This window comes from Serratia sp. BNK-12 (genome assembly GCF_047456085.1).
GTDB classification, from domain to species: domain Bacteria; phylum Pseudomonadota; class Gammaproteobacteria; order Enterobacterales; family Enterobacteriaceae; genus Serratia; species Serratia liquefaciens.
In genome coordinates this window covers 395,130-412,330 of the sequence record NZ_CP179896.1, presented here as the reverse complement: position 1 = coordinate 412,330, position 17,201 = coordinate 395,130, and the positions used below count along the sequence as shown (strand labels likewise).

Sequence of the window (17,201 nt, the reverse complement as noted above, 5' to 3'; positions counted from 1 at the left end):
CAAGCCACCGCGTTGTTAGTTGCAACTTGAAAGCCAGAGGGGAAAGATAGCGGCGCGGTGTGCCCGCGCCTGGGGATACAGAGCCTGCGCCTCCCTGCCTTACGTCATCCGATAATGCGCTTTAACCCACCAGCTTTTTGGCGGTCGCCAGCAGGGCTTTCACGTCCTGTGGGCGGGTGTTACCGGTGCTGGAGTCGATGATTGAGCTATAGATGTGCGGGATCACACGCTTCACGCCGGCAGCCAATGCAATCTCAACGATCGGCTCGAAGTTTTCCAGATCGATACCGCCGGTCGGTTCCAGCATAAAGTCATGCTCGGCACAGGCTTTGGCGACATACTCGTACTCCTCTCTGCATGCCAGTCCGCCCATCGGGAAATATTTGATTGAGCTACCGCCCATGTCTTTCAACAAGGCGATGGCGGTTTCCACCGGCACAATGCCGTCCGGCGCGGCAGCGCTCAGCGGCCCCGTCGAAATTTTTACCCAGCCAACGCGGCCGGTTGGCGACACCAGACCGTTCACCACGCTGTCATTCTGCCCCAGCAGCGCACGGCTCGCGCCCACGCCGGTAAACACCTGATTGACGTGCTGCGGCTGTACCCGCTGGGAAATCAGGCTGACCATCGCCGATTGTTTAGGATCGCCTGCGCCCAAGCCTACCGACAGCGCATTTTCTATCAGACGCGCATAACGCTGCATGTCCGCAACTGCACTGTCGACGTCCGGGTAGTTCTTGGAAAGCACCCCTACCAGCACATGCCCTTCTGCCGCCGCATAAATCTCCTGCGCGTTGTCTTTCGAACCGGCCAACACGTTGAGGCACACGCGATCGCGATAGTAGTTAGGTTGCAGCTTCATGCTTGTTTCTCCGTGAACAGATTTTTAATACAGGTGAAAACGGTCATCAGCTGTTGCTGATCAACGCTGCGCACGTCCACTTCAATCTTGCCTTCGTTAGCTTTATAGCCACGGAAGTAGATAGCGATCTCGCCGGTTTTCAACGCCTGCACAATGTCGTAGGTCGACCATCCCAGCACCGCTTCGTCGAACGTGATTTCTGCCCGTGCGATATCACGCCCGGCGCTGTCCCAAACGGTTTTGGCACTGATACCGGTCAGGGTATTCAGACTGTCGATAAACGGCGTCATTCTTTCCACCATCTGCTGCCCGGTGGTTTTCTCCAGCCGCAGGTAGCTTTCTATCGCCTGCGTCAGGCCGAGGATGCCCTCTTTGCCGACCTTCATCGCCCGGCCGATACCGCCGGTTTGCAGCTTCACCCATTCGACGTACTGTTTCTTGCCAATCACCAGACCGCTGGTCGGGCCTTCGATGGCCTTGGCGCCGCTGTAAACCACCAGGTCGGCTCCCATCTGGTAGTAGCACAGCAGATCTTCTTCCGCCGCGGCATCGACGATCAGCGGCAGGTTATGTTTGCGCGCCACCACCACCGCCTGCTCAACGGAAAGAATGCTTTTCTGCACGCAGTGGTGTGACTTGATATAGAGGATCGCCGCCGTTTGCGGCGTAATGCAGGCCTCGAGCTGCTCGGCGGAACACTCGTTGGCGTAACCGGCTTCAACCACCTTACCGCCACCCAGCGCCACCATGGTATCGACCGGCGCACCAAAGTTGACGTTATGACCGCGCGGCAACACGATTTCGCGCGGAACGGTAATAGGTGCGGAGTGCAGGTTCACCAACAGGTTGGCGTTGTCTTTGACGATCAGCGCCGCCACTGACTGGGCAATGCCCGCCGAGGCGCAGGAAACCACCACCGCGCTTTCGACATTCAGCAAATTGGCGATGTAAGCGCCGGTTTTGTCGACCAGATCCTTGATTTCGAAGTAGTGGTTCATGCCGTAATCCACGGCATCAATGACGTCCTGGCGCGGCGTAGACACGCCGAGTGCAGTCATGCGACCTGAAGTGTTGATGACCTGTTTTAAATTATATTTTTCATAAATCGAAGACATGAGCGGCTTTCCCTTCATCGGTTAATAGGATTTCCCCGGCCACCACGGCGGCCAGCGGAACCAGCAATTGTTGGCCCTCGGCCGACTGCCCTTCTGAATCGGCGAACACCTGTGGCCCCTGACGGAGCTCGAACAGCGTGAAATCGGCATCGCAGCCCGGTTCTAGTCGCCCCTTATGGGACAGGTGCAGCGCCGAGGCGGCATTTTCCGTAACGCAGGCAATCACCTGCGGCAGCGATAACCCAACGCTGAAGAATTTGGACATCACCGTCGCCAGGCTGTGTACCGGCCCGGCCATCCGGTTGCGGCAGTAGATATCGGAGCTGATGGTATGCGGCAAAATGCCGAGCGCTATCGCCTGGCGCGCCACCTCGAAGCTGAAGCTGGCGGTGCCGTGGCCAACATCCAGCAGGACGCCGCGCTTTAGCGCGCGCTGGATAGACTCACGCAGCGTGCCCGCCGGCGTCAGAATGCGATTCGGTTTGCCGTTGTAGCAGTGAGTGATAATGTCGCCACGGGTTAGCAGATCGGCTATTTCATCCAGATCCGGCGGGTTATTGCCGATATGAACCATCAACGGCAACAGGTTATTTTCTTGCTGGATCTCTTTGGCCAGCACCAGCGGCCGGATGCCGTTCTGGCCAACGACGCTGCTGCTCATGCGCGCCTTGATGCCGATGACAAAACCGGCATGTTTGTCGATCGCCCGGCTGACTTTCTGTTTGTCGATGTCTGCCAAATCAGCCAGTTCGTTCTGACGCAGCAGGCCGATGCGCGAAATGTTCAGGAAGGCGAAAACGTTGGTTTTGCTGCTGCGCGTCAGCGTATAAAACGCATCCACGTCGTCGGTGCCGGTGCTGCCGGCATCCACCACCGTGGTGACGCCACAGGCCGTCCCGACCAAGTCCGGTTGGTCATGGTAAATCGGCGAAGAGGGGTAGCAGTGCACGTGGGAGTCGATCCAGCCGGCGCTCAGGCGGCAGTTACCCGCCAGATCCAGTCTTCGATGGGCGTGGACGTCGTCGGCCAATTGACCCACTTCGGCAATCTTGCCGTCTTTGACCGCCAGATCCACCAGCCGATCATCCGCCAGTCTGGCGCCTGTGATTACTAAGTCATACATACCGCATTACTCCTTTTACAGCCTGGGGACGGCACCCGGTACCGCCCCCAGCAATCACATTCGTGATTAGGCGATAGCTACCGGGAAAATGGCCCCTAACAGCATTGCACCGAGGATCGCCCCACCGGTGATCGGCTTATTCCAGATATAGAACAGCAAGGCGCCAAGCAGCGAGCCGATACCGATCGGAATGGAAGCGGTCATCGCCGACAAGATGATCAACGGCCCCAGGAAACGCCCTGAGGAGTTACCGGCGCCCATCATCACGTCCGCCCCGTAGGTGGAGTTGCTCTGATTGATGGTAAATTTACGCGCCAAAATGATCAGGTAGCCAATCGCCAGGCCAATCACCAGGCCGGTCACCAGCGAGGCGGCAAAGTTAGCGACCGGGAAAATGATCCCCGCCCCCAGCAGCAGCGCCGGAACCCCCAGCCCCACGCCGGTCTGGATCGCACCGCCGATGTCCAGGATCCCCACCAGCGAACCTTCAATGATGCGCGCAAACAGGAAGCTGGCCCCGAAGGCCGCCACGGCACCGTAAACGCCAGTGTCCATTCCCGCACGCAGCATGGAAACAAAGGCCACTTCGTTAAACGCGCCGATGCCGTACAGGTAGTACATATGCGTTCCGGCGAACACGCCGGAGGAAAGCAGACCGACAAAAATCGGGAATGACCAGTCGGCATACCAGAAGCCTTTTTGGGTTTGTTCTTCCATTATCCAGCTCCTTATTTACCGCTCAGGGTGTTGTGAATGGCGTCCAACCAACCCGGCACGCCAAGGCTGAAGGACTCGAGGACTTTCATGTCGAAGCCGCGGAAGAACCCGCTCAGCACGAACAGCAGCACGATCACCGCCATCATGATCTTGGTGATTTTGTTCCAGCCGCTCTCTTCCACGCCTTTACCGATCAGGATGCCCAGCACCAGCCCCGGTACGGCGTTGCCCATAATCAGCTGCGCCAGGCCGCCGAAGATGGTGCCCCAGAAGCCGGAACGGCGTCCGGCGTCGATCGCCGCCAGCCAGAAGATCACCGGCATCACGGTATTCACCAGCAGGTTTGCTGCCGGCACCAGCACCTTGATCGCCGTCACCTGCAATGCGGCAGGCACGGCGGAAGCGGTGGTATTCAGGAATGCCACAACCAGCATGCCGATGATGCCGCAGGCGATAGCCATTTTTTTCGGATCGTGCAGCGTTTGCGCCAGGTTGCGGTTTTTGACCATCAACGCAGCCGCGCCCCAGTGTGGAATAATGCGGTGGTCAACGTCCTGCGTGAAGGCCCCTGCTGCCACGGAAGACGCCCAGGCGTTGAAGAAGAAGCCCAGACCGAATGAGAAGTGGGAAGCCGGGTCACCCTCGCAGGAGTTCAACTCGCCCAAGGTGCGGAAAGCTCCCATGCCCTGTGTCGTCGGAGCATGGAACATACGTGCGGCGCCGGCCCCTACGCCAACCCCCACCAGTCCGCCGATAATAAGCGACTTAAATAAGATGATTAAAAACATCAGTATACCCTTTGATTTATGCTAACGTTTTTATTTCGCGACGAAGACAACTTTTTCTGTATTGATCATTGTCACGTTCACGGTTATTTCCAGAGCCACGAAGTAGCTTTTTCTTTCGCGCGGCAGAAAGAAAAACAGAAACTTTTCTTTTGTTATTTTCTCTTCTGCTTTTAATACGCTGACATCCTGCGGTTCAATACGCAGCAGAATATTACCGGTGGATTTTAATACCGCGCCCTGCACATTGGCCAAGGCGGAAGCAAAAGCTTTCGCTTTGCTATCGCCCTTACCCTCCACCTTTACCGACGTTGTATATTGTTCTTTCATTACGGGTTGCCGTGTTTTTTGACGTAGGCTTCAACCAGTCTTTGACCCAGCTCTTCTTTATCCATAAAACCAAAACCCAATACGGTGCAGCCTTCGTTTATTGCCGTCACGCCCTCATCAATGGAACGCATGCCGTATTTGGCTTTGTAGCCATATTTAGTCTGGGCGGTAATGGCCCCGGCACCGCCGCTGCCGCAGAAAGAAATCCCCAGTTGCGCGCCTTCCGCTTTCATCACGTCACCCAGCTTCATGTCGGCCGCCACACCGGGGATCACGATGGCTTTTCCGCCTGCGTTTTCAATACCCTGACCCACTTTCTGACCTTTACCCAAACGATCGCCAATCACTACGGTAATCTGACCCATGGTATTTTCTCCTGATTAATTTAATTCGGTAAAAGCTATTGGTTATTATCTTTTGCCACTTCAAAATGGACGGAAAGCAAATAAGCCTCTTCAATCGGCAGAGTGGTAAATTGGTCGACTACCCGCTCCGCCATTTGCATGGATTCCGCCGAGATCTCGTCAAACAGTGATTTATCGACTTCCGGTAATGGCTCGCCGGTTATTGAGCGCAACACCATGGCGCGAATATGCGACTCCAGCATCTGTTGCTGCACCGCATTGGTATAAATATCTTCGGCGTTTAGCATGGTGGTAATATCAGCCAGCACCCGTTCGGTTATCGCCCCGGCAGTGCTGACGTCAGGTTGTTCACTATTTTCTCTCGCAGCAGATCCATCATTCACTTTTCAGTACCCCTAGATCCAAACATGATTCAGTAAGTCGCACAGCACATCACCTGAATAAGCCGCCTTCTCTGATGCCTTTACCCTAACCCCGGAGCGATATTCTGTGTACTCTGTTTTTTTCCAGTTGAAAGTGGAAATTCAATGACCGTCAGGGATCCATTTCGCAAAATAAGCATCTGCCAGATAATTTAATTAGATTACAAAAAGATATCGCCACAAAAGGTTTCCAGTTGAGCCAAGGGAGGTGAAAAGCTTCGTGATCGGGATCTCTTTCTTTTCCCGGCTTAACCGCCTACTATCGGTAAGACAATTCGACATCAACAACACCCCCGTACCTCTGGCGCGGGGGTTTTGCTTTTGTGCTGTTTTTCCGAATTTATGGGCGCGTTACCCGACGCCTTTTGATTTGACTGGAGAGTGGAATGACCAAGCCAACCATTACTATTAATGAGCTGGATGCGGAACGCCTGGATGCGCTATTGGAACAACCGGCCTTTGCCAACACCGATGTCGCGGCTGCGCTGAACATCGAGCTGGATCGCGCCGAAATTCTGCCGCCGTCCCAGATCCCGGCCAACGTAGTGACCATGAACAGCCGCGTACGTTTCCGCGATCTGCACACGGCAGAAGAACACGTGCGTACGCTGGTTTACCCGGCTTCGCTGAAGGATAGCCACGAACAGCTGTCGGTGATGGCGCCGCTGGGCGCAGCGCTGCTGGGCATGCACATCGGCAACCAGATTACCTGGCAGTTGCCGAACGGTGAAGAAGCGCGTATCGAAGTGCTGGAACTGTTGTACCAGCCGGAAGCGGCGGGTGAATACCACCGCTAAGCGGTTTTCAGGGCGGTGACCAGCCGCCCTTTCTGTCTCTTACACACCGATGGCGATCAAAACCAGGATCAGCAACAGCACGTAAATTCTGGCATGCAGCCGATCATTGACCTTCGGCAGCCACTTCCTGGCAACCACCGTCCCCACGACACCGCTCGTCACCAACTGCCCGAGCAGGGCCAGATTGACGTAACCCAGATAGTGCGGCCCTGTCATTTCCCTCCATCCCAAACCGACGTACATCAATGCCCCCACGACGGCGACAGGGATCGACAACGCATTGGCCGAACTGACGCAATGCCGCATCTCGAACCCATGGCGACGCAACAGAGGCACCGTCATCACGCTCCCCCCTACGCCGAGCAGGGTCGCGATGACACCAATCAGCGGGCCGCCGATCAACAGAGTCGATGGTGAAAGTGCAGCGCGTACCGGCTTAACCAAAAACCCCGGCCTGAACAGACAATCCGCAATCGTCACCAGGATGTAAATCACAAACAACAAGCGCACCGTGCCGTCCGCCAACAGGCTGGATGCAAAAGCCCCCAGCACCGCCCCCATCCCGATATAAAAAATGAGCGGAACCAGAGTTTCACGCAGCAGGTTGCCACTGCGCCACTGGGCAAAAGTGGCGTAACCTGCCGTGAAAATCATCACCGCCGTCGAGGTGGCCACTGCGATATGCATCGCCTGACCGGGCTGTTCCCCCGAGGCGATCACCAGATGGTAAACCAGTGGCACCACCACAAAACCACCGCCAAAACCGAACACGATGGTCGTCATACCGGTAACAACGCCGGTCAACAGCACGAAAATAATATCCACCATAGCCGCAGGCGCTCCTGAGTAAAGATGTCGAGCGGCAGCATAAAACACCGGCTTTTGGCTTGCTTCATATCAAAGGCCAACTATCATTGCGTTTCGGCCAACTGTTCAGCGAAAGGCTTTATGCGCAATCGACATATTGACGATCTCGACTCGGTGCAAAGGCCCGTGATTGCTATTGGCACCGACTACCCAAGGGGTTACCTGCTGCCTATTCACCAACATCGGCGCGCTCAATTGCTTTACGGCGCCACCGGGGTAATGCACGTGTTCACCCGTCAGGGGAACTGGATTGTGCCGCCTCAGCATGCGGTGTGGCTGCCCCCACAGATGGCGCATGAAGTAAGAATGGTCGGCGTCACGACCCGCAGCCTGTACATTGAACCGGCCGCGTTGTTGGTTGACCCACCACAGGATTGCCAGGTGGTCAGCGTAACGCCGCTGATGCGCCAACTGTTGATGGCCGCCGTCGATATGCCACTGGATTACAATGAGCAAGGCCGGGATGGCGCGCTGGTTAGCCTGCTGCTGCATGAGCTGGCCAATCTACCGCCTCTGCCACTGCATATCCCCCTGCCGGCGGACCGGCGGCTGAGTGAACTCTGCCAGCAATTCCTGCAACACCCTGACGCGCACGATTCACCTCAGGCATGGGCTTCGCGGCTGTATATGAGCATCCGCAGTTTCAGCCGCCTGTTTCGCGCTCAGACAGGAATGTCCTTCTCACAATGGCGTCAGCGTGCCTGCGTGGTGTTGGCGCTGGCCCAATTGGCCGAAGGCAGCAGCGTGACGCAGGTGGCTCTGGAATTGGGGTATGAAAGCAGCGCGGCGTTTGCCACCATGTTTCGCCGCGTGCTGGGGCAGGCGCCGTCCTGCTATCTGGCTTCAGAACGGCGCGAAAGGGGTTAGCGGAACTTCTTGTGGTTAGCGTCGCGGGTTTGTTTGAAGCCCTGCGCGACCTGCTTGGCTTCGGCCAGCTTGCCCTGGTTGGCCAGCGCCAGCGATTGGTCGATCTGACCGATCAGCGTGTCCAGCCCGTGGTGGAAATCTTTTATCTCCGGGCTATCGGGCGCTTTGTCCTCCAGCTTGGGCGGCGTGCTTTGCTTTGCATCCACTGCGGCGGCGCGCATGTTCTGCAAACTTTGCTTCAAGGTATCCGTGGAGTCAGTGCTCAGCACCGTTTTGTAATTGCCTGCGATGGTATCCATATCGTCGGCCAGATCGGCCGCGACCGCCAGTGAACTGGCGCCCAGCAGCGCCAGCGCCATCAGCGCTTTCAGTTTGTTCGACATGCTTGCTCACCTTCCAGTTATTGTTTTAGTGGTCCCCTTTTAGGGCCGTGCGCCGCCATTGACCACGCCATGACGCAGCACAGCCTAAACATAGGCAAGGGAGCAGAAAACCGAAACCGGAGATTTGTAAGCAAGGTTAAAACAGAGGAAGGGGAAACGGCTGGCAACCGGAGCGGCCAGCCGTGGCGAACATTATTGACCGGCGATTTTCATGCCCGGCAGTAAAACGGAGCCGCACTGAATATTGCTGCGGGTTTCGATGTCGCTGCCCACGCTGACAATATTGCGCAGCATATCCTTGAGGTTGCCGGCGATGGTGATCTCGCTGACCGGATACTGGATCTCGCCGTTTTCCACCCAGAAACCGGCGGCGCCACGCGAATAGTCACCGGTAATACCGCTAACGCCCTGGCCCATCAGTTCGGTCACCACCAGGCCCGTGCCCAGTTGCTTCAGCATGCCGGCAAAGTCATTACCCTGCCCGGCAATGCGCCAGTTGTGAATACCGCCTGCGTGTCCGGTGCTGTGCATACCGAGCTTGCGGGCCGCATAGCTGGTCAGCAGCCAGGTTTGCAGTACGCCATCTTTAACGATGTCGCGCCGTTGGGTGCGTACACCTTCGCTGTCGAACGGCGTGGAAGCCAGGCCTTTCAGCAGGTGCGGGTGTTCTTCAATGGTCAGCCAGTCCGGCAAGATCTGCTTGCCCAAAGAATCCAGCAGGAAGGTGGATTTACGGTAAACGCTGCTGCCGCTGATGGCGCCAACCAAATGCCCGAACAGGCCGGTCGCCACTTCGGAAGCGAACAGCACCGGGGCGGTCATGGTAGACAGCTTGCGCGGTGCCAGACGCGACAGCGTGCGGCGGGCACATTCCTGACCCACCCATTCAGGGCTTTCCAGATCGCCCATCGCACGGCCGATGGTATAGGCGTAGTCGCGCTCCATATCGCCATCCTGCTCGGCAATCACGCAGCTCGACAGCGAGTGCCGGCTGGAACAGTAGCTTTGCAGCATGCCATGACTGTTGCCGAACACCTTGATGCCGTAGTGGCTGTTAAAACTGCCGCCTTCGGTATTGGTGATGCGCTTGTCAGCCGCCAGCGAAGCCTGCTCTGCGCGAGCAGCCAATTCGATACCGCGTTCGGCGTCCAATTCTGCCGGGTGGAACAGATCCAAGTCCGGTGCATCAAACGCCAACAGGTCCTTTTCCGCCGGGCCGGCGTTCGGATCTACCGAGGTGTAACGGGCAATATCCAGCGCCGCCTGCACGGTGCGGGCAATGGCATCCGGGCTGAGATCGGTGGAAGAAGCGCTGCCTTTGCGTTGCTGGTGATAGACGGTAATGCCCAACGCGCCATCGCTGTTGAACTCAACGTTCTCCACTTCGCCAAAGCGAGTGCTGACGCTGATACCGGTAGATTTGGTCACGGCAACTTCTGCCGCATCAGAACCGGCGCGCGCCAGTTCCAAAGCCTGTGAAACGGCCTGTTCCAGCGCCTTGCGCTGTTCTGCAACTTGAGTGACTACTTTCATCAATCTGCCATACTTAATCAGAAAATCGTTGAGAAAAGTGCCGTGGTGGCGTGGTTGCGCGCGGAGTCACGCGCAAAAATCATGTGATTTATACTTTTGAGTCTAACAGGAACCGCGTGGAATTTCGCATAAAGCCGGCAACCTGTTAGGATTAGCCTCTTTTTAACGGAGCCTACCATGAACAAACAGCCTGAAGACTGGCTCGACGATGTCCCGGAGAACACGGACGAGGACGATGACGAGATTATCTGGGTCAGTAAAAGTGAAATTAAACGTGATGCCGAAGCCCTGAAAGACCTGGGGACCGAACTGGTCGAACTAGGTAAAAACGCGCTGGAACGCATCCCGCTGGACGAAGATTTGCGCGCCGCAGTTGAGCTGGCGCAGAAGATCAAGAAAGAAGGCCGCCGCCGTCAGCTGCAGCTGATTGGCAAAATGCTGCGCGCCCGCGATGTAGAGCCGATCCAAACCGCACTCGACAAGCTGAAGAACCGCCATAACCAACAGGTTTCGCTGTTCCACAAGCTGGAAGCGCTGCGTGACCGTCTGGTGGAAGAAGGTGATGACGCGATCCCGTCGATTCTGGCGCTGTATCCGGAAGCCGACCGCCAGCAGCTGCGCTCACTGGTGCGTAACGCACAGAAAGAGAAAGCCGCTAACAAGCCGCCGAAAGCTTACCGTCAAATTTTCCAATACCTGCGCGATCTGGCCGAAACCGCCGAATAATCGCCGCCGTCACCACGGGATGAACCCGATTCATCCCCGGTGATGTGCAGGTTCACCGCTGCTTTCACGGATATTGAAACGCAGGCTGCCTTCCAGTTCTTCTTCCGCCTCTTCAAACAACAGGATAATCGCACCAAAGCGACGTTTGCTGCGGGCGTTGAGATGGGTAAACTCAATCTCGACCGGCAGGCCGATATCCGCCGTGACCACGTCCCACAGCGCGTCAAGATTGGCACCAAAAGCCTCATCCAGTGCAAACTTATGCGCAAAAACGCGGTAAAACGCCGGCAGATCGCTAATCTGATTAAAATCGAACTCTACTTTTGCCATCAAGCTCACTCCACCCGAATGAAGTTTTTATAATGGTCACGCGTGACAAAAATCAGGCCATCACTGGAATACAGCAGGCGATCGGCACCACGCCGGCCGCATTGGTAATTGATATCCGCCTCGCGCCATACCCGGCTGCGGGCCGCAGGCAGTTGTCCTTCACGGTTTGAGAAACGGTCGCCACCAATTGCCTTGCCCGGCAGCACCGAACACAGGTTGCCGTTACGTGCATCCCATCCCTGCTCGCGCGCCTGTTTTTTGGTGATGTAATAGTCCGGCAGCCGCTGATGCTGCTGCAGGTAGCTCACCACCCTTTTCTGCTGCGTCAGTTGGTCAATACTCTGGCCTTCGGCCACCGCCGGTACGTTGGTAATCGCCCGATCGTTACCACGCAGTGCGCTAAAACCGGCTATCACAATGGCGATAACTACCGCCACGAGGATCCGCTTATTCATTGCTGTCCCTGAATTATGGCCGACAAGGGTGCACCGGCACCCATGCTAGTTGGATTTATAGATGAAGAGGATGAAGCAGAGATGACTGGTATGTAACGTTTTCACTTCAGGGAAACCACGCCCCACAACCTGCAACACCCATTCAAGCTAATCATGCCATTGTGCAGCGCGTCTGGCACTCAGTGCAACTCTGAAACAGGCCTCTATCAGGCAAGTATAGCCCCGGCAGGGGCGTTTGGCGTATCAGTCGATCAACGCGTGGCGGTAGCGATGCAGCATGCCGGCCAGGCGTTTTACCGGATCGGTAACGCTGAGCGGTGCGTGATAATCCACCAGCTTTTGCTGATAGTCATTCATTTCGTCCAGCAGCCGATCGTAATAGTAAGCGCGCTTCACGTCGTTCTTGGCCGAAACCACATGATCGGCAGTGTTGCGAATCTGCTTGTGGAACGCCGAAAGTTCCTCGCTAACCGGGATCTCCGCCCGCTGCATGCGCTGATGAGCAATGATCAGGTTCAACGCCAGCCGGTATTTGGCAATGTCGTTCGGGAACATCATCAGCAGTTGGTTAAGCTGCTGATACAGCGCCGGCAGATGGTTTTGCCGACGGCGCGACGCCTTGGTGGTCAGTGCCGATACTGCGCTGCTGACAAACTGGTTCAGCAGCGTGCGGCCGGTGCGCTCACGTGAATTATCGCGGATCAGCAACAGCACCATCAACCCCACGCAGCTACCGAGGAACTGGCCAAGCGCACCGTCGAGAAACTGAGTGACGTTGAATTCCATCGGGTTACTCAACACCAAAATGTTGATGGTCCCCGCCAGCAGACCAAGCGAACCCAGCCGCCTTTTCTGCACTTCGATACCGATGAAAAACGCCAGCAGCCCCAGGCTGAGACACAGCAGCAAAATGCTTTGCTGGGTCGCCGGCAGGATCACCATAAAGAACAGCGAACCGACCGGGATTGCCGCCAGCATGCCCAGCACAAAATCCATTGCGACCATACGCGGCGCGGGGGTACGCATCGCCAGCGAGGTGATCACCGCAATGATCACCATAAAACCGCTGCCGGAGGTCCAACCGGTCCACAGCCACAACAGGCTGCCGAAGGTCGTCGCCACAAAGGTACGCAGACCGTTGATCATCGCGTGATGACCTTCCGCCGACGTCGGTTTGATCACCACCTCACTGCTCAGCACACTTTCTTCCACCGCACTGATGCTGCTGTTGGTGTGCACGCCTTTAGCCAATAACAGATAACGCGTGGCCGCCCCGACCCAACTGCTGATGGTCAGCAAGGTTTCGTCGGTGCGGTTGGTGGTCAGCACCTGGCGCAACAGCTTCATGCGCTTGTGAATTTCCTGCGGGGTATCCGCCGGCACCATCAGCAGTTCGCGAATATTCTCTTTCACCGCATCCGGATGATTCAGCAGGATTAAATACGTCTCGCAGGCCTGGGTAATCAGCGTCAGCGACAGCGTATGCAACGCCTGAACACGACGGTTCACCTTTTGCCAGCGTGAAGACTCCATCATCAGGTTGCTGCGCATGCCGTTCAGCGCAGTGGTGCTTTTCACCAGGTTGCTCCAGGCGCGGTCAATGTCTTCTTTCTCGGCATCGCTGATGCACATCTGCATCAAGCGGTACTGATCCACCAACAGTTGATCCACCGCGCGATCGATATCCTGCTTGATCGATCGCGGCGAGAACAACAGATCCGCCAGCACTGCGCTGACGATCCCCAGCACGATCTCGCTGCAGCGCTCAATGGCGAACTGCGGCGCTTCCAGCAGGTGGGATTCGCTGGTGGCGACCGTCACGATAATGATCAGCGCGGTATAACCGGCCAACCCCCAGGCGTAAGAATTCTCGACTTTAATCAGCGAGGACAACCAGGTACAAAAACCGGCCCAGATACAGCACAACAACAGCATCACAACGGGCGCACGCGCCGTAGTGACGATAATCGCCAGACCGACGAAACACCCGATAAAGGTACCGATGATACGCAGCCAGCCGCGGTGGCGGATAGCGCCGGAGAAGGGTTCGCCACCGGCGGCAAAGGCCGGGCCGGCGGCCACGATGGCGGCGGTCATCGCCGACCAACGTGGCGTTTCCAGATTGAGGTGGAAGCCGACAAACAGGGCAAACACAATGGCAAAGCTGAGCTTGAAGGCAAATCTCAGCCTGATAAAGGTTGGGTTATTCATTAACCGAACTCACGCAGCCGATGCATCAAACGCACAAAAGGCGAGCCGCTGTCGGTAGCGCGATCGTTCTTGCCGGTGATCACCACGGTAGCCGTGGTACCTGCCGGGTACGGATGCAATTGGTCTTTGTCATCCAGCAGAATTTTCACCGGCACGCGCTGTGCCAGGCGCACCCACTCCAGGTTGCTGTCGATCGACGCCAGCCCTTTGCTGTTCACGGTGCTGCTGCTGTTATTGACGGCGGCAGCCACGCTGTCGACGGTGCCATGCATGATACGGTTACTGCCCAACGGGGTAATTTCCGCACGATCGCCTTTGTTCAGACCATGCAGCTTGGTTTCTTCCAGATAGGCCAAAATATAGAAACTGTTTTTCTTCACCAGCGCCACAGCGACTGAACCGCGGGTAATGTACTCACCGGCATGCACGTTCAGGTTTGTGATCCAGCCATCGGCCGGTGCGCGCACCGTGGTACGTTCCAGGTCCAGCTTCGCCAGTTCACGCGTCGCTACAGCCTTCGCCAACTGATGTTCTACGGTTTGCAGAACGTTATTCGCCTGGTCTATTTCTTCCTGCGACATCGCCTGCACGCCCAAGCGAACACGACGGCCCGCCTCCCTTCTTTTTTCCGCTGCCAAGGTCTGGTAGTAGGCCACGTCGGCGTTAGCTTCCGCCAGAGCCTGCTGGTAGCGCGGCTGGTCGATCACCAACAGCACCTGCCCTTTCTTGACCAACTGGTTATCCACCAGCGGCACGTCGGTCAGCAGCCCGGTAACGTCCGGCGCTATCGCCACCACGTCGGCAGTAAACTTGGCATCACGCGTCCAGGGGGACTCGGTGTAAAACACCCAGGCTTTGAATACGGCGACGATCCCCAGCAGGACCAGAATCAGAGTGATCGCGATTCGGGTTATTTTTATTGAAAAATTTTTCACAGCGACCTCAAACGAAAAGACATGAAATCAGATAGAACAAACAGCAGTACAGCGCGGTATTGAACAGCGCTGGATGCCAGACAAAATCGTAGATCCCGGTAGGCTGCAGCAGGCGGCGCAGCAAGAAAAACAGCGCCAGCGAGACCAGCAACTCAAAAAATACCGGGGGGAACGACAGTCCGAAAATGACCATAACCGGAAGCAAACTCATCAATTTTTCCTTATTACTCACTGCACCGGGCGTAACCCTTTATACCCGTCATCTTTCAAGTTGCAGCGCTGTTATCTGCACTCGCTCACCCCAGTTACTTACAAAAGTAAGCGCCTGGGGTGAGCGAGCTGGTCGCCTAGCTGCAACTTGAAAGCTATAGGGTATATTTCATTCACATTCTCTTTACATTTTAGCCGACACGCACCACAAATTCCGCCCCAGACAGGTTGTCCAGGCCACGAACCTGAAAAAAAGGTAAACTCTGGAACGTACATCCGCGATAGGGAATGCGAGGATACCGGAGGGATCGGCCACGACGTCGGCGCCGATCGCACTCGCGCGTTGATAAGGTCTTTCCACCCGACCCCGTTATATTAGCGTGCTTACTATCAACTCATCAACAATCTGTGATCTAAATCACTTTTAAGCCAGAGTGAATAATGGAACGATTAAAACGGATGTCGGTATTCGCCAAAGTGGTTGAATGCGGGTCATTTACTGCGGCGGCGCGCCAACTCGATATGAGCGTTTCGTCTATCAGCCAGACCGTCTCCAAACTGGAGAATGAGCTGCAGGTTAAACTGCTTAACCGCAGCACCCGCAGCATTGGCCTGACGGAAGCCGGAAAAATCTATTACCAGGGTTGTCGTCGCATGTTGTTGGAAGTGAGCGAGGTGCACGAACAGCTGTACGCGTTTAACAATACCCCGACCGGCACGCTGCGCATTGGCAGCTCGTCCACCATGGCGCAAAACGTGCTGGCGACCATGACTGCCGATATGTTGAAGGAATATCCTGGCCTGACGGTGAACCTGGTGACCGGTATTCCGGCGCCGGACCTGATTGCTGACGGGCTGGACGTGGTGATCCGTACCGGTGCGCTTCAGGACTCCAGCCTGTTCTCCAAACGTCTGGGATCCATGCCGATGGTGGTCTGCGCCGCCAAAAGCTATCTCAGCCAGCACGGTACGCCGCAGAAGCCCAGCGACATGGTCAACTTTTCCTGGCTGGAATACAGCGTGCGGCCGGATAGCGAATTCGAACTGATCGCCCCCGAAGGCATCAGCACGCGTATTGCGCCGCAGGGACGTTTTATCACCAATGATTCACAGACCATGATCCGCTGGCTGAAAGCCGGGGCCGGCATCGCCTATGCGCCGCTGATGTGGGTGATCGAAGAGATCAAACGTGGTGAGATCGAGATCCTGTTTAAAAGCTATCATGCGGATCCTCGCCCGGTGTACGCGGTGTACACCGAGAAAGATAAGCTGCCGCTCAAGGTGCAGGTGTGCATCAACTACCTGAGCGATTACTTCAAGCGCGTGGCGGAAGTTTATCAGGAGTATCGCTGAGCAAAATACGGCGTGCCAACGCGGCAAGCAACAGCATGGCCAGCATGCCCAGCCCCCAAACCAGCCAGACAAGATACCCAGCCCAGGTGATCAACTGCGGGAAATAACTCGCCAGCCAATCCCCCAGTTGCTGCAACAACGGTAACCAGCTTTCCAACAGCGCCTGCGGCACCAGGCTAAGCAACCCCGCCAACGGGGGCGCCAGCTCCGCAGAACCCCTTTGTGCCAGCCCCGTCAACGACGGCAGCCAAGCCAACACGCCGGAAGCTCCCCAGGCCAGCAGCGTCCATAACGTCATGGCCGCCAACAGGACGACCAGACTCCATCCTGATTTGGTCATGGTTGCCCTCCGCTGACCGCCGTACCACACTGCTGGCAGAAACGGCTCCCCGGCGGCAGCGGCGCCGAACACCCGCGGCAGGACGCTGACTCCGTTTCGAAAGGTTGGCCGCAGCGGTGGCAGTAACGGGCACCGGGCCGGTTAGGCGCCTGACATTGCAGGCACTGCTGGCCCTGATCGCCATGCTGGTTATAACGGTTACCATGGTGTCCGCCCCCGTGCCGCGAACGTGAGTGGCCACCACCAAAGCCACCTTGTCCCAAAAGCTTTTTCAACATGCTCATCGCTCTTCACCTCTCTGCTGTACGCCAGGACTCAATGTAAACCCTGGAGTAAACTCCAGGGTAAAGCGCTGCGAGAAGGATTTACGTTTAATTACATCCTAAGATCAGCAACGCTTTGATGTGGCTAGCAAAAAGCATCATCTGTCATTACCTGGCCTGCTGCCGGTGCGCTATGCTGCGGAGACCTCTCC

At 56.5% G+C, this 17,201-nt stretch carries 22 protein-coding genes; 4 read left to right on the top strand and 18 right to left on the bottom strand.

Annotation, left to right across the window (positions count from 1 at the left end; all coding sequences use genetic code 11):
- Positions 1–121 precede the first annotated feature (121 nt).
- The 8 genes from dagF to ACMGG1_RS01830 form a co-directional block, all read right to left on the bottom strand.
- The gene (dagF, locus tag ACMGG1_RS01865) at positions 122–862 is read right to left on the bottom strand and encodes a 2-dehydro-3-deoxy-phosphogluconate aldolase (protein ID WP_414161122.1); all 741 of its coding nucleotides are present in this window, start codon (positions 860–862) and stop codon (positions 122–124) included.
- Complete coding sequence (locus tag ACMGG1_RS01860) at positions 859–1,977, bottom strand: DgaE family pyridoxal phosphate-dependent ammonia lyase (protein ID WP_020831886.1); 1,119 nt, start codon at positions 1,975–1,977, stop codon at positions 859–861. The genes dagF and ACMGG1_RS01860 overlap by 4 nt, the downstream gene beginning before the upstream one ends.
- The gene (locus tag ACMGG1_RS01855; protein WP_020831888.1) at positions 1,961–3,100 is read right to left on the bottom strand and encodes an amidohydrolase/deacetylase family metallohydrolase; all 1,140 of its coding nucleotides are present in this window, start codon (positions 3,098–3,100) and stop codon (positions 1,961–1,963) included. The genes ACMGG1_RS01860 and ACMGG1_RS01855 overlap by 17 nt, the downstream gene beginning before the upstream one ends.
- A 66-nt stretch (positions 3,101–3,166) precedes the next feature.
- Entirely contained in the window at positions 3,167–3,817 is a 651-nt protein-coding gene (locus tag ACMGG1_RS01850) for a DUF4310 family protein (protein WP_017894152.1), read from the bottom strand.
- A gap of 11 nt (positions 3,818–3,828) precedes the next feature.
- Complete coding sequence (locus ACMGG1_RS01845) at positions 3,829–4,605, bottom strand: DUF4311 domain-containing protein (protein ID WP_012147073.1); 777 nt, start codon at positions 4,603–4,605, stop codon at positions 3,829–3,831.
- Positions 4,606–4,635: 30 nt separating this feature from the next.
- Positions 4,636–4,932 carry a DUF4312 family protein gene (locus ACMGG1_RS01840; protein WP_020831890.1) on the bottom strand — a complete coding sequence of 99 codons (297 nt, stop codon included), beginning with the start codon at positions 4,930–4,932 and terminating at the stop codon, positions 4,636–4,638.
- Positions 4,932–5,297, bottom strand: coding sequence for a glycine-rich SFCGS family protein (locus ACMGG1_RS01835; RefSeq protein ID WP_012147075.1), 366 nt, complete (start codon positions 5,295–5,297; stop codon positions 4,932–4,934). Before ACMGG1_RS01835 ends, ACMGG1_RS01840 begins: the two co-directional genes overlap by 1 nt.
- A gap of 35 nt (positions 5,298–5,332) precedes the next feature.
- The gene (locus tag ACMGG1_RS01830; protein ID WP_414161121.1) at positions 5,333–5,680 is read right to left on the bottom strand and encodes a glycine dehydrogenase; all 348 of its coding nucleotides are present in this window, start codon (positions 5,678–5,680) and stop codon (positions 5,333–5,335) included.
- Between the two features lie 425 nt (positions 5,681–6,105).
- Between ACMGG1_RS01830 and rnk the strand changes: the two genes are divergently transcribed.
- On the top strand, positions 6,106–6,516 hold the full coding sequence (rnk, locus tag ACMGG1_RS01825) for a nucleoside diphosphate kinase regulator (protein WP_020831894.1): 411 nt from the start codon (positions 6,106–6,108) through the stop codon (positions 6,514–6,516).
- A 39-nt stretch (positions 6,517–6,555) separates the two neighbouring features.
- Here rnk and ACMGG1_RS01820 read toward each other — a convergent pair whose 3' ends face one another.
- The gene (locus ACMGG1_RS01820) at positions 6,556–7,344 is read right to left on the bottom strand and encodes a sulfite exporter TauE/SafE family protein (protein ID WP_046372548.1); all 789 of its coding nucleotides are present in this window, start codon (positions 7,342–7,344) and stop codon (positions 6,556–6,558) included.
- A 120-nt stretch (positions 7,345–7,464) separates the two neighbouring features.
- Between ACMGG1_RS01820 and ACMGG1_RS01815 the strand changes: the two genes are divergently transcribed.
- Complete coding sequence (locus ACMGG1_RS01815; protein WP_414161120.1) at positions 7,465–8,250, top strand: AraC family transcriptional regulator; 786 nt, start codon at positions 7,465–7,467, stop codon at positions 8,248–8,250.
- Here the strand turns inward: ACMGG1_RS01815 and cybC are convergent.
- On the bottom strand, positions 8,247–8,633 hold the full coding sequence (gene cybC, locus ACMGG1_RS01810; protein WP_020831899.1) for a cytochrome b562: 387 nt from the start codon (positions 8,631–8,633) through the stop codon (positions 8,247–8,249). The genes ACMGG1_RS01815 and cybC overlap by 4 nt on opposite strands.
- A gap of 192 nt (positions 8,634–8,825) precedes the next feature.
- The gene (pmbA, locus tag ACMGG1_RS01805; RefSeq protein WP_414161119.1) at positions 8,826–10,166 is read right to left on the bottom strand and encodes a metalloprotease PmbA; all 1,341 of its coding nucleotides are present in this window, start codon (positions 10,164–10,166) and stop codon (positions 8,826–8,828) included.
- A 177-nt stretch (positions 10,167–10,343) separates the two neighbouring features.
- On the opposite strand from pmbA, the gene yjgA reads away from it, so the two are divergent.
- Complete coding sequence (gene yjgA / locus ACMGG1_RS01800; protein ID WP_020831901.1) at positions 10,344–10,892, top strand: ribosome biogenesis factor YjgA; 549 nt, start codon at positions 10,344–10,346, stop codon at positions 10,890–10,892.
- Between the two features lie 30 nt (positions 10,893–10,922).
- Here the strand turns inward: yjgA and ACMGG1_RS01795 are convergent, their stop codons facing one another.
- The 5 genes from ACMGG1_RS01795 to aaeX all read right to left on the bottom strand — a co-directional run bounded on the left by ACMGG1_RS01795 (position 10,923) and on the right by aaeX (position 15,034).
- Positions 10,923–11,222: a barstar family protein gene (locus ACMGG1_RS01795; RefSeq protein WP_122080306.1), complete on the bottom strand. Its 300-nt coding sequence runs from the start codon at positions 11,220–11,222 to the stop codon at positions 10,923–10,925.
- A gap of 5 nt (positions 11,223–11,227) precedes the next feature.
- Complete coding sequence (locus ACMGG1_RS01790) at positions 11,228–11,677, bottom strand: ribonuclease (protein ID WP_020831903.1); 450 nt, start codon at positions 11,675–11,677, stop codon at positions 11,228–11,230.
- A 243-nt stretch (positions 11,678–11,920) separates the two neighbouring features.
- The gene (gene aaeB / locus ACMGG1_RS01785; RefSeq protein ID WP_020831904.1) at positions 11,921–13,888 is read right to left on the bottom strand and encodes a p-hydroxybenzoic acid efflux pump subunit AaeB; all 1,968 of its coding nucleotides are present in this window, start codon (positions 13,886–13,888) and stop codon (positions 11,921–11,923) included.
- Entirely contained in the window at positions 13,888–14,823 is a 936-nt protein-coding gene (gene aaeA / locus ACMGG1_RS01780; protein WP_020831905.1) for a p-hydroxybenzoic acid efflux pump subunit AaeA, read from the bottom strand. Before aaeA ends, aaeB begins: the two co-directional genes overlap by 1 nt.
- 7 nt (positions 14,824–14,830) lie before the next feature.
- Positions 14,831–15,034: a p-hydroxybenzoic acid efflux pump operon protein AaeX gene (gene aaeX, locus ACMGG1_RS01775; RefSeq protein WP_004936952.1), complete on the bottom strand. Its 204-nt coding sequence runs from the start codon at positions 15,032–15,034 to the stop codon at positions 14,831–14,833.
- Positions 15,035–15,474: 440 nt separating this feature from the next.
- Between aaeX and aaeR the strand changes: the two genes are divergently transcribed.
- Entirely contained in the window at positions 15,475–16,386 is a 912-nt protein-coding gene (aaeR, locus tag ACMGG1_RS01770) for an HTH-type transcriptional activator AaeR (RefSeq protein WP_041415021.1), read from the top strand.
- On the opposite strand, the gene ACMGG1_RS01765 is transcribed toward aaeR, so the two are convergent.
- On the bottom strand, positions 16,349–16,726 hold the full coding sequence (locus ACMGG1_RS01765) for a hypothetical protein (protein ID WP_413510503.1): 378 nt from the start codon (positions 16,724–16,726) through the stop codon (positions 16,349–16,351). The two genes, aaeR and ACMGG1_RS01765, sit on opposite strands and share 38 nt — an antisense overlap.
- On the bottom strand, positions 16,723–17,004 hold the full coding sequence (locus ACMGG1_RS01760) for a zinc ribbon domain-containing protein (protein WP_236591391.1): 282 nt from the start codon (positions 17,002–17,004) through the stop codon (positions 16,723–16,725). Before ACMGG1_RS01760 ends, ACMGG1_RS01765 begins: the two co-directional genes overlap by 4 nt.
- Positions 17,005–17,201: the final 197 nt, after the last annotated feature.